Origin of the sequence: Janibacter melonis (genome assembly GCF_003721155.3) — a bacterium.
Classification (GTDB): Bacteria; Actinomycetota; Actinomycetes; order Actinomycetales; family Dermatophilaceae; genus Marihabitans; species Marihabitans melonis.
Genome location: NZ_CP044548.2, coordinates 145483 through 158192, shown reverse-complemented (window position 1 = coordinate 158192; position 12710 = coordinate 145483). Strand labels below are relative to the sequence as shown.

Genomic DNA, 12710 nt, shown 5'->3' with positions numbered 1-12710 from the left:
GACGGCCGGGCACGCCGTCGACCTTCCGGGCTCCCCGCAGAACCCGAAGGAGGCCGCAATGGCCAAGGCAGACATCCTCGCCGGCGCCCCGCTGACCGGCACGGGCGGCGTCCTCGTCGCCCCCACCGGCACCACCCCACTCCCGACCGACTCGTCCACCGCGCTCCCCCCGGCGTTCAAGGCGACCGGCTATGTCGGCGAGGACGGCGTCACCATGTCGACCGAGCGCTCCGTCGAGACCATCAAGGCCTGGGGCGGCGACACCGTCCGCACCCTGCAGACCGAGCACGACGTCACCTTCTCGTGGTCCTTCCTCGAGACCAACGCCGACGTGCTCAAGGAGGTCTACGGCGCGGCCAACGTCACCACCACCGCCGCGTCCTCGACCAAGGGCACCCTCCAGGCGATCCAGGTCAAGGGCGACGCCCTGCCCGAGCGGGCGTACGTCTTCGAGATGCGCGACGGCGCGGCCCGCCTGCGCATCGTCGTGCCGAACCTCCAGATCACCGAGACCAGCGACGCGACGTTCGTCCACTCGGACGTCGTCCGCTACGAGGTCACCGCGCAGGCCATGCCCGACGCGAACGGCGTGAAGGCCTACATCTTCACCGACAACGGCGTCACCACCGCCTGACCTCCCCCAGACCCCCGGCCCCGGCGTTCTTTCATCGCGGGGAGCCCACGCCGGGGTCGGGGCTTCACCAGGGCTCCCCCGAACGAACGAGAGGCACCCCGCATGTCTGACACGAAGACCGTCCCGGCCGGCGCGAAGAAGCCGCAGGACCACAAGCCGAAGACCGAGACCGAGGACGGCAAGCGCGTCGTCGAGGTCCGCGGCGAGAAGTTCACGATCGAGGCCGACGCCTTCGACGACTTCGAGCTCCTCGACGACCTGAGCGCCCTCGAGGACGGCGACGCCACCAAGCTGCCGGGCGTGCTGCGTCGGCTCGTCGGCAAGGACCAGTACGCGCAGGCCCTCGACCTGGCGCGCGACGAGGACACCGGGCGCGTCTCGATCGAGGCCGGAGCCGAGCTCGTCTCGGACATGCTCGGAGCGGCCGCCCCAAACTGACGCGGCTCTCGTGGCTCCTGGCAAGCCACCGAGAGCCACTGACCGCCGACCTGCTCCGTACCTACAACCTCACCCCTCGCGAGGCCAGAGAGCGCCTCACCCTCCTCGAATACGCCTCCGCGGTCGCCTACCTCCCGAAGGACGCAGCCGTCTGGGCCGCCGCATTTCCCGACGACGTCGCCGAGGCCGCATGGGGTCTCTCCGAGCAGCTGCTCGCAGCCATCCTCGACGTCGTCAACTGGCTCCAGTGGTCGAAGACCGAGGACGGCCGCAAGAACCGGAACCGGCCACGGCTGGTCAAGCGGCCGGGTGTCGAGGACACCTCGCGGTCCGCCGAGACCCAGCAGTTCGGCTCGGACGCGATCCCGCTCGACGAGCTCGCCGACTTCCTTCAGTGGGGTCGCGAGATCGACGGCTGACCACCCGCTCTCTCCCACCTCAAGGCCCCGTCACCGGCGGGGCCTTTCGCATGCCCGAAGGAGGACGTCGTATGGCTGACGCCCCCGCGCTGGAGCTCGCGACCGCGTACATCTCGATCGTCGCGTCGACCAAGGGCATGCGCCGCGACATCGACCGCGAGCTCGACGGCGCGGGCAAGGACGCCGCGAAGACCGGCAAGAGCGCCGGCGGCGTCTTCGGCAAGGGGCTCCTCGCCGGCATCGGCGCCGCCGGGGTCGCGCAGGGCATCCGCTCGATCGTCTCCGAGGCCTCCGACCTGGAGCAGTCGACCGGCGGGCTCGAGGCGGTCTTCAAGAAGTCCTTCGGCGAGATGGACAAGGCGAGCAAGGGCGCCGCCCAAAACCTCGGCCTCTCGCGGAACGAGTACAACGAGCTCGCATCCACCCTCGGCGCCGGGCTGAAGAACAAGGGGATCAAGGACTACGCCGACCAAACGCGAAACCTGCTCGGCCTGTCTTCTGACCTGAGCGCGCAGTTCGGCGGGCCGACGAAGCAGGCTGCTGAGGCGCTGGCCTCTGCGATGCGCGGCGAGACCGACCCGATCGAGCGGTACGGCGTCTCGCTCAACGCGACGATGCTCGAGGCGGAGGCCTACTCCACCGGCATCGTCAAGCGGACGAAGGACACCGAGGCGATCAAGGTCGCCCAGAACAAGGCCATCCTCGCCCAGCGCGACTACAACGAGGCGCTCCGCGAGCACGGCAAGGGCTCCAACGAGTATCTCCGCGCCGAGGCCGCGCTGGCCGGTGCGAACTCCCGCCTCTCGAAGGCGATGGAGGGCAAGAAGACCCAGCTCACGGACCAGGAGAAGGCCCAGGCGGCCCTCTCGCTGATCCAGAAGCAGACCACCGACGCGCAGGGTGCGTTCGGGCGTGAGTCCGAGACCGCGGCCGGCCAGCAGCAGCGTCTCAAGGCCCAGCTCGACAACGTCAAGGCCAGCCTCGGCGAAGGGCTGCTGCCCGTCCTGACCGACGGCGGCAAGGTTCTCAACGACACGGTCGTGCCCGCGGTCCAGGGCTTCGTCGACGAGTGGAAGGCCGGGACCGGCGCGGGCGGCGAGGCGCGGGACGTGGTCTCCAGCCTCGCCGACAAGCTCAAGAGTGCGGCCGGGTTCCTCGTCGACCACAAGCAGGTCGTGCTCGGCCTCGCCGGCGCGTACGCGACGTACCGGGTCGGGATGGTCGCGTACACGACCGCGACCAACGTCGCGACCGCCGCCACGAAGGCCGCCGGAGTCGCCAAGAAGATCTACCACGGCGTCGAGAAGGCCTTCCACGCCGCCCAAGCCGCCTGGAAAGCTGGGACGTACTCCTACGCCGCGGCGCAGCGGGTCTACACCGCGACCGTCAATGGTGGTACCGGTGCCGTCAAGGCGCGCACCGTCGCGGAGAAGGCCGGGCTGGCGTTCGCCAAGACCCGGCTCTTCTTCACGAAGGCGCAGACCGTCGCCCAGCGTGCTCTCAACGCGGTGATGAACATGTCGCCGATCGGGAAGGTCATCCTCGCGATCACGGCGCTCGTCGCCGGACTGGTCCTGCTATACAAGAAGAACGCGACGTTCCGCAACTTCATCAACAAGCTGTGGGCCTCGATCAAGGTCGCCGTCGGCAGGGTCGTCGCCTGGTTCCGCAACACCGCCCTGCCGTGGATGCGCGACGCGCTGACGAAGATCGGCGCCGCTGCGTCGCGACTGTGGACCAACCACATCCGGCCCGCGTTCTCGAAGATCAAGAGCATCGCGGCCAGCGTGTTCGGCTGGATCCGCAGCACCGGCCTGCCGTGGGTGCGTACCGCTATCGGCGCGATCGGCAAGGTCGTCTCCTGGCTGTGGACGAACGTCTACAAGCGTTACTTCACGTTCATCCTCAACCGGGTCAAGTCGGTCTTCGGGTGGATCAAGAACACCGGCGTACCCGCCGTACGCGGCGCCTTTCAGGTCATCGGCGACAAGGCGTCGTGGCTGTGGAAGAAGGCGAAGAGCGCCTTCGACAACATGCGCACCGGGATCGGCAAGGTCAAGGATGCGTTCAAGACGGCGAAGGACGGCATCGGGCGGATCTGGTCTGGGCTGACCTCCACCATCTCGCGTCCGATCGGCATCGCTCTCGGCTGGATCGAGAACAACTTCCTGTCGAAGGTACGCTCGGTCCTGAACGCTATCGGCGCGGGTGACCTGGCGAAGAAGATCCCGACGCTGGGGTCGAACCCGAACGGCGGCAAGGGCGGCAAGGGCCGCTACGACGCCGGCGGCTTCTACACCGGTGGCCGCCCCGGTGGCCGCGCTCGCGGCGGCATCCTGCCCGGCTACACCCCCATGCACCGCGGTGACGACCAGCTCACCCCGATGCGCTCCGGTGAGGGCGTCCTCGTCTCCGAGGGTCTGCGCGACCACCACTCGCGGTCGATGTTCCTTGCCGCGAACGAGGCGGCCAAGCGAGGCGTTCCCTTCGCGAAGTTCATGGGTGGTGGGTACGCCAGCGGCGGCATCGTCGCTCTCGGCAAGCGACTGCAGGGCATGGGCTACCACGTCTCGGAGCACCCCGCCTTCGGCGGGGTCGCCCCGGGCGCCCATTCCGCGACGGGCTGGCACTACAAGGCCGGTGCGCTGGACGTCAACGCTGACCCGTTCAACTCCAAGTTCAGCAACGAGATGGCGGCGCTGGACAAGCTCAACGCGATGCTGCGCCGGGACGGCTGGAACACGATCTGGCGGGCGGCGAACCACTTCGATCACCTTCACGTCGACATCGGCAACGGTCAGGGTGGCGGTCTCCCGGGTGGCGGCGGCATCCTCGGCGGTCTCGCCGGGAAGGTCATCGACCAGGGCAAGTCCGCGCTCAACGCGCTGCTGTCGAAGGCCCCGGGTGACTTCTGGACCCAGGCTGGGGTCGGCGCGATGCGCAAGATCACGGGCGTCATCGCGGAGAAGGCCCGCAGCATGTTCGGCTCGAGCGACACGGGCGACATGCCCGGCGGCGCCCCTGGTGGCGGCGTGGATCGCTGGCGGACGACGGTCCGCAAGGCGCTCTTCATGACTGGGCAGTCGCCGTTGCTGGTGGGCACGGTCCTGCGCCGCATGATGCAGGAGTCCGGTGGCAACCCGCGGGCGATCAACAACTGGGACATCAACGCCAAGCGCGGCGACCCGTCCAAGGGCCTGATGCAGGTCATCGGCAGCACCTTCCGCGCCTACGCGATGAAGGGCTACGACCGGGACATCTACGACCCGCTGTCGAACATCCTGGCGTCCTTCCGGTACGCGATCGCGACATACGGGTCGCTGTCCAACGCCTACAACCGCGCCGGCGGCTACGCCCGCGGTACCCGAAGCGCTGCCTCCGGTCCTGCCTGGGTCGGCGAGCGCGGACCCGAGCTGCTGTGGTTCCGGGGCGGCGAGCGCGTCATGCCCCACCGGCAGTCGATGCGCCTGGCCGCTAGCGACGGCCCCGGTCGCCTGCTCGTCACCGGCGAGCTGAAGCTCCGTGACGGCCGGGCCTACATCGAGGGCATCGCCGAGGACGTCTACTCCGACCTCTCGACCGGCGCTGCCGCGCTGGGAAGGACCGCCTGATGGGCTACGCCGAGACCCGCAACGCGTTCGACACCTACGTCAGCAGCGCGTACCCCTCGAAGAACTACTCCGAGGCATCCGTGCTGCGGGTCAAGTCCGGCGCGATGCTCGCGTACGTCTCACCCGCCCGCCCGTTCAATCCGCGGTCGACGATCACCAGGGCTCAGCTCGTGCTCCGCGTCATGGGCAACTACCCCTCCGCCACACGGACGTTCACCGCGAAGCGCCAGGGCAACCGGACCGCGCTCTACAAGAACCTGACCTGGGCCAACAAGCCTGCTGCGCACAGCGACGGCGTCACCGTCACGACCACCGGCGCCCTGGCTGCTGGCACCGAGCTCGTCTTCGAGGTCGCGTCCCATGTCCAGAAGTGGTCGGACGGCGCCGACTTCGACGGGTGGGAGATCTCGACCAACTCGACCTCGGAGATCAAGCTCTACTCCACGGACTCGACGGCGTCCTGGGCGCAGAAGCTCGAGCCCGAGCTGCGCGTGTGGGTCGCGGACGCGCCCGCTGCCCCGTCGGACCTCGCGCCGTCCGGCAACCGGGTCGTCTCCGAGCCGAAGCCGGTGCTGCGATGGGCGCAGCTCGACGTCAACGGGGACACCTCGATCGTCGCCGCGCAGGTGCAGATCTCGAACACCGCGTCGTTCGCCGCGCCGGCGTTCGACTCCGGCGAGCAGCCCGTCGACGACGCCTCGCTCAACCTCGCCGCACTCGCGAACGGGATGACCTACCCGGGGCTGCCCTCCGACGGGTCGTCCCGGTACTGGCGGGTGCGCGTCAAGGACGGCGCGGGCCTGTGGTCGGACTACTCCGCCTCGGTGTCGACCCGCTACCTGCCCAAGGGGACGCAGACGCTCGTCTCGCCGTCGGCCGCGTCGCCGAAGGTCAGCGACCCGACCCCGCCGATCGCGTGGACCCTGACCGGCGCGACACAGCGGGCATACCGGCTCGAGCTCTTCCGCAAGCACAAGACAGCCGACGTCTGGTTCGACGTCTGGGACTCCGGGAAGCGGACGTCGACGGCGCAGACCGTCACGCTGCCCGCCCGCAAGCTCACCTACGACGACCGCCGGTACAAGATCCGGCTGAGCCTGTGGGACACCCTCGACCGGCAGACCACCCCCGGCTCACCCGCCGCGTACGTCGTCGAGCGTGAGTTCTTCTTCAACGACAACGCCGCGACGACCCCCACGAAGACCGTCTCAGTCTCGCAGGTCGGGCTGTGGCCCTACGTCCGGGTGCGCTTCACGACCGACTCGGTCCCCGACCGCACGATCATCTCCCGCGACGGGAAGATCGTCGCCGACATCGAGGCCGCTGACCTCGCCGCGCTGCGGCAGGGCGACGGCTCGTATATCTGGCTCGATCGCGCGCCGAGGACCGGGCGGCTCAACACCTGGACCGTCCGCCCGCTGAGCAACGGGCAGATGGGCTGGGGAAACCCGTCCGCCTCGCTCAACCCGGTCGTCAAGGGCCGATGGCTCGTCACCGACGACTTCGAGGTGTTCCTCGCCGGGACCGACCAGGACCTCGCGATGGTCGAGGTCGCGACCGATCACGAGGTGCTCGGCGACGCGCCGGCGGTCCGCATCGTGCAGGGGCTCAAGGGTTGGTCCGGCTCGGTCAGCGGCCAGCTCGTCCGCACCCGGACCGGCTCCGACCTCGACGACGTCTCCTCGGCGACGTGGCGGGACCGTCTCCTGCGCATCAAGCGTGACCAGCTCCGCGCAACTCTCCTCGTGGGCGACATCGCCGTGCCGGTCACCGCGAAGAACATCTCGGCCCCGCCGACCCCCGTCGCCAAGGACACCCGCGGCGACCTCGTCTACGCCTTCTCCTTCGACGTCGAAGAGGCCGGCGCGCACGACTGGGAGGCCTACGGGTGATCGAGCTCGGCCTCACCACCGCGCAGCGGGCGCAGTACTTCGAGACGCTGCGTCGCCCGCACCGCATGCGGGTGCTGACGACGCTTCTCGACTCCTCGGAGAACTACGTCGGGTCCATCTCGGGCCGGGTGACCGCCGGCCAGGTGGTCGGGGACCTCGCCTCGTCCGTGCAGATGTCCGCCCAGCTCTCGATGCGCGTCGACGACCTGCAGCGCACTCCCCGGCGCGGCGACGTCGTGCGCCTGCGTCGCGAGGTCCTGACTCCGTTCGGCTGGTACGGGCCTCCCCTGTTCACCGGGCCGGTCGACAAGGCCGTGCTCGCCGGTGACGTCCTCGACCTTGACCTGCTGTGCAAGTCCTCCCTGTTGCGCTCCCCCGTCCGCGGGGTCAAGACCTACCGCAAGGGCCTCACCCGGGTCGGCGTCATGCGTGACCTCGCGTATGACTGCGGCGAGCGCCGGTTCGACCTGCCCGCGTGGACCGCGACCCTCGGCGCCCCGCTGCAGATCCGGGCGGGCAAGCAGCGCTGGTCCTACATCGTCATGCAGGGCCGGTCGATGCGCGGCCAGGTCTTCTTCAACGGTGCCGGCGCGATGCGGCTGCGAGAGTGGCCCACCGGCACGTCGGCCTGGTTCAACGAGTCGACCCTGACGTCGGTGCCCCAACGGGTAGAGGACGACGCGGACGTCGTCAACGCGGTCATCGTCAAGGGCAAGCCCCCTGCCGGGAAGAAGACCTGGCGGATCGAGGGCCGCGCGTACATCCCCGCGTGGCACCGGCTCTCCCCTCAGAAGTACGGCCGCAACGGCGTGCCGCGCTTCGTGTGGGAAGAGATCGTCGACGAGACCATCCGCACGAAGAAGGACGCGCAGGCCGCTGCCGACCGCCGTGTCCGCGAGCTCCTCGCGGCAGACGGCTCGGTCACCTTCACCGCTCTCCCGATGCCCGGGATCGAGCTCGGCGACGTGCAGCAGGTCAGCGCCGACGGCGTCGTCACCGGGTACCGCCTCTCCGCTTTCACCATCCCGCTCACCCACGACGAGCCCATGACGGTCGGCTACACGAAGCCGCTGCGAAGGAGGTCCTTGAAGCGATGAGCGACACCGAGATCGGCCAGGTCCAGGGCGTCGAGGTCGAGGAGGCCGGCGGCAACGCCGTCGGCGACCACCCCGTCGGCACCACCGTGCTCCAGCTCGACGACGCCTCCGAGTTCGCCGAGATCGAGGGCAGCGCCCGGATCGGCGACACGGTCGTGGGCGTGCTGTCGGCCGACCACGAGGCGAACACCGTCACCCTGGCCGCCGGCGGGCTCCCTGTCGCGCTCGAGGACGGCGACCGGGTGTTCGTCGACCCCCCGGCCGTCACCACCTACGCGCAAGTCATGACCGAGGTCGGCGAGGACGCGCTCCTCGTCGAGATCCCGTTCGGCATGAAGGCGTTCAACGGCCTCACGGAGGGTGACCTCGTCCGCTTCACGGAGGACACCGAGACCGGCGCGCTCCGTGTCGTCGAGGTCCTGGGCGCCGACCCGACGGTGCCCGCCGAGCGAATCCCCGACGCGGACGAGCTCCTCCTGCAGGAGCGCATGAAGACGCTCGGCCAGGTGCTCGACGAGAACGAGGCGGCGGTCACCGATGCGGGTACCCGTCTCGGGCAGGCGGAGGCCGAGCTCGCGGAATCTCAAGCGGCTCTAACCAGAGCAGAGGCGAGCCTTGCCGAACTCGAGACTGGCCTGGACACCAACACCGGGGCCATCAACGACGCGAAGGGCGAACTAGCGGACGCCAAGGTCGACATAGAGCGTGCTCGCCTCGACCTATCCAACCTAGCTGGCGTAGACCAAACCGTCGGAGTCAACATCCTCATAGATGGCGCCGCTGAGCGGACCGGAACTGGCTCTGTAGTTATCCCTGTTGAGTCTGCTCTTGCCGGTGTTGGTGAGGCTCTGACGCCAGCAGCACCGGCTGTGGGTATTGATCCTCAGTTCGACACAGTTGCGACAGATCGCACTCAGGTCACGGGTACATGGTCCGGTGTCACACCGGCAACTGGCTACCAGGTGAAGGTGTATTCGCGCCTTGACACCGACTATCTACAGGGCACGTTCAACCTTGCTGCAAACGGAACCTGGACCTCAGGCACGACCCGCATCAGGACTGGCGAGAAGATCGTCAAGTTGGTTCGCAAGTCTGACGCCGAGGTCATCACGACCAACAAGGACCCCAAGAATCCCTACAAGGACGTTTCTGTCCAGGTGTACGCGGTTCTTGATGTTCCTTACTTGATGGACACCGTTCCGCTAGGTGCAGATGGAGCATTCAAGGCCAATGTCACCGGAGCCGGTGAGAAGATGGCACGCGTCATTCGTACCAGCACGGGAGAAGTCCTTGCATCTAGCGAATGGTCGCAGAAGAACCTCGTGCGTTCATTCAACGTGGAGAAGGACGACCCTGCATATGATCCCCGCCTGAACCGCCGATCCGCGGTTTATGACGATGGTCTAGCGGCTCTGGCGTTCCTTGACTATGGCGAGATTGAGCGTGCGGAGGCAATCCTACGAGCCTTGGAGAAGGTCCAGAACCCTTCCGGCTCATGGTGCTTCAACTATGACACTCAGTCACTATCGTTTGACGATCCTTACATCAGGACCGGCGCGGTGGCATGGGTGGTCATGGCAGCGATCCACCACAAGCGCGTAACAGGTCTAGACACCTTTCAGGCTATGGCTATCAAGGGTTCCGATTACTTGATTGCACAGCAGGACAAGAACGCTTCTGCACCCACCTTCGGCCTAGTCCGACTTGGTGAGGGACGTTATCTAGCCAACGGTGACTTCGTAGAGGGTCAGATTGAAGGCGCGGGAACTGAGCACAACATTGATGCTTGGTTCGTCTTCCGTGACATTTACGAGCAGACTGGTCTAGCACGCTTCAACACAGCACGTCAGCAGGTCGAGAACGGCATGTTGACAAGGCTGTGGAATGAGCAGGAAGGGCGCTTGAACCAGGGCTACAACGATGACGCTGAGGCCCTTGACTGCGATTCATGGGGTGGAATGTTCCTCAACGCCGTTGGCGAGAACTCCAAGGCTGTTAGCGCCCTGGCTCACCTTGGTGTCTACAAGGTGAAGAACGCGAGCATCGAGAAGAACTCCACGACGGAGCACTGGAACAAGCATTATGAGAACTCAGGCCCGCTAAACGGGTACAAGCCGTATGGCAGGGGATACAACAACCCACCAAGCCTTGTGTGGTTTGAAGGAACTCTTGGAGTTCTTCTGTTCAAGAAGCGCATGGGTCTGGATTACTCCGAGGAAATGAACACCATCCTGAGGATGCGCAACACCACAGGAAGGAACGGGCAGTGGGTCCAGGTGTCCTACACGCAGGCACCGTGGCCTTACGAGTTCCAGACCTGGCCTGCTGTCGCTAACGCGGCATGGACGGCTCTAGCCGTATCTGACGCACCCGGTGTCTTCCGACACTCCGCAACGCAGGTGAACGGCACCACAGCGCCTCCAAAGGGCTTCTCCGAGTCTCAGGCGCAGTTGGTGGCATCCCAGGCCATCGACTTCTTGAAGGAGTCTCAGGACGCGCCTAATGGGCAGTCTGTCCAGTTTGACCAGGCGTACACCAGCGAGTACACGGGTGCGGTTTCAGGAACGGTGTCTAACTTCACTGATCCTGCATTCACGCCAGTCACCATCACCATGTCATTTGACGTCAAGGGCGGTACAGCGGGTGACCTGACCATCAGGCCATACCAGAATGCCGGTGTATCAGTTGCTGACACAGCGGTTGTTCCGGTTGACGACGTTTGGTCAAGGCAGAGCATCACGACAACTGTGAAGCGATGGTCGGCGGCAAGCGCAGGAGCCGTGGAACTGGCCGGTGCTACGGGTCAGGCCCTCACGGTGAAGAACATCAAGATTGAGTTCGGAGCCAAGGCCACGCCGTACTCGCCTTCCATGACGCTTGACTTGTCCAAGCTGGTTGCGAGCAACGCAGTCATGGGCAAGGCGGTTACTACGAAGTTGGTTGCTGAGATTGCCGACATTGTGACGGCGCGTATCGAGAACCTGACGGTGACCGGTACGTCTCACCTGAGCACCGTGGTTGCTCAGCGCATCGCTGCAGATACCGCTCAGTTCATCAATCTGACGGTGGAGCAGCTGACGGCTACTGGCACCAGCAATCTCAACAGTGTTGTCGCTCAGCGAATCGCTGCCGGTGTGTCTGATCTTGTGGAAGCCAACATCGGGAAGTTGGTCGTCACAGGTGATGCTCACCTGAACACCGTGACTGCCCAGCGCATCGGCGCAGATGTGGGTACCTACGTCCAGTTAACGGTTGATCAGCTGCTTGCCGGGAACCTTGATGTCGTCATGAACATCTCTACCGGGGGGGCAATCGTCGCCGGCAACTCGCTAGGTCGAGCGGCGGAGCTGAACGAAGAAGGCCTCTCTCTGTATGACGTCGACGGCGACGGCGGGCGGTACGTCTCGACGAGCATCGGCGGCAGCGGCGCCGACACGTTCTGGATCACCGATGCGAACGGCGACAGGATCGCGGGCTTCGCCGAGGACGGCACCGTCACCGGCCAGAGCGGCTACTTCTCCGGCGACGTCTTCGCTGCCGGCCTGCCCCTGCTCGGGACCCTGGCCGATGCCGAGAACGGTTCCCTCGATCCTGGTTGGCTCGACCAGCTGCCGTGGGGCGTCATCGCTCGGCAGCGCTTCACGGTCACCTCCTCGACCCGGGCCGCCGGTGAGGAGTGGGGCTACGCCTCCCTCGGCGCGACGATGATCAAGGGGCGCGTCTACCGCCTCGGGGCGACGTGCATGACGAAGTCGAGCACGAACTCCGGCGCGATCACCGTCCGCCTCCGCCTGGCGACCGACGGCGACCCGATCACCATCAGCTCTCCGATGGAGGCTCAGGGATCGGTCTCAGGGCCGACGATCGGCGAGTACTACTACCAGGGCATCCTGGAGGGCTTCGCCGGCGTCGACTCGACGACCGACGTCGAGATGCTCCTGACGTACTACGGCGCGAACGGCGGCACCGCGACGATGTCCGAGGCCGAGTTGTGGATCGAGGACGTCGGCCCAACTGGCTCCTACGGCGGCGGGTCCTACAACACCGGCGGCCAGACCTCCGGAGGCGGAGGCGGCGGTAGCACCACGGTGACGGAGCGGACCTACGTCTCGACGTGGACAGCGACGAGCTCGGTCACCTACAAGGGGGACGGCACGCAGCGCGGGTCTGACGCCCAAGGCGACATCATCCAGGGCTACAACAGCTACAACGGGTTGCAGAAGGGCGCGTTCCTCTTCAGCGGCAGCGCGACCTCGGGAGAGACGACGAAGACCATGAGCGCGGCGCTGTCCGGCGCCACGGTCAAGAAGGTCGAGATCTACCTCTACGCCAACCACACCTACTTCGGCGCGGGAGGCACGGTCAGCCTGATGCGGGCGACTCAGACCTCGATGCCGTCGACGTGGTCCGGCGTCACTCGAACGGGCACGGCCAAGACGTACAACCTGAAGTCCGGAGAGGGCAAGTGGGTCACGGTCGACACGAGCTTCGCGAGCTCGCGCCTCTTCACCGTCGCGATCGACTCCACCTCCGGCACCTACTACCTGCGCTTCAACGGCCACACGGACTCCCCGAATTACACCCGCCCCAAGATCCGCGTCACCTACGAGAGGTGAGGT

The 12710-nt window shown here is 66.6% G+C and carries 7 protein-coding genes; all 7 read left to right on the top strand.

Annotated features, from left to right (window positions below; all coding sequences use genetic code 11):
• Positions 1 to 58 precede the first annotated feature (58 nt).
• The 7 genes from EEW87_RS00710 to EEW87_RS00680 all read left to right on the top strand — a co-directional run bounded on the left by EEW87_RS00710 (position 59) and on the right by EEW87_RS00680 (position 12707).
• Complete coding sequence (locus tag EEW87_RS00710) at positions 59 to 634, top strand: phage tail tube protein (RefSeq protein WP_123091066.1); 576 nt, start codon at positions 59 to 61, stop codon at positions 632 to 634.
• Positions 635 to 736: 102 nt separating this feature from the next.
• Positions 737 to 1072 carry a hypothetical protein gene (locus EEW87_RS00705; protein WP_123091067.1) on the top strand — a complete coding sequence of 112 codons (336 nt, stop codon included), beginning with the start codon at positions 737 to 739 and terminating at the stop codon, positions 1070 to 1072.
• The gene (locus EEW87_RS17245) at positions 1069 to 1491 is read left to right on the top strand and encodes a DUF5361 domain-containing protein (RefSeq protein ID WP_163562490.1); all 423 of its coding nucleotides are present in this window, start codon (positions 1069 to 1071) and stop codon (positions 1489 to 1491) included. Before EEW87_RS00705 ends, EEW87_RS17245 begins: the two co-directional genes overlap by 4 nt.
• 71 nt (positions 1492 to 1562) lie before the next feature.
• Complete coding sequence (locus EEW87_RS16885; protein WP_225985061.1) at positions 1563 to 5102, top strand: transglycosylase SLT domain-containing protein; 3540 nt, start codon at positions 1563 to 1565, stop codon at positions 5100 to 5102.
• Positions 5102 to 6994, top strand: coding sequence for a glycoside hydrolase family 78 protein (locus EEW87_RS00690; protein ID WP_123091068.1), 1893 nt, complete (start codon positions 5102 to 5104; stop codon positions 6992 to 6994). Before EEW87_RS16885 ends, EEW87_RS00690 begins: the two co-directional genes overlap by 1 nt.
• Entirely contained in the window at positions 6991 to 8091 is a 1101-nt protein-coding gene (locus tag EEW87_RS00685; protein ID WP_123091069.1) for a hypothetical protein, read from the top strand. The genes EEW87_RS00690 and EEW87_RS00685 overlap by 4 nt, the downstream gene beginning before the upstream one ends.
• A complete protein-coding gene (locus EEW87_RS00680) occupies positions 8088 to 12707 on the top strand; it encodes a hypothetical protein (protein WP_163562354.1) in 4620 nt (1539 codons plus the stop codon). Before EEW87_RS00685 ends, EEW87_RS00680 begins: the two co-directional genes overlap by 4 nt.
• Positions 12708 to 12710 lie beyond the last annotated feature (3 nt).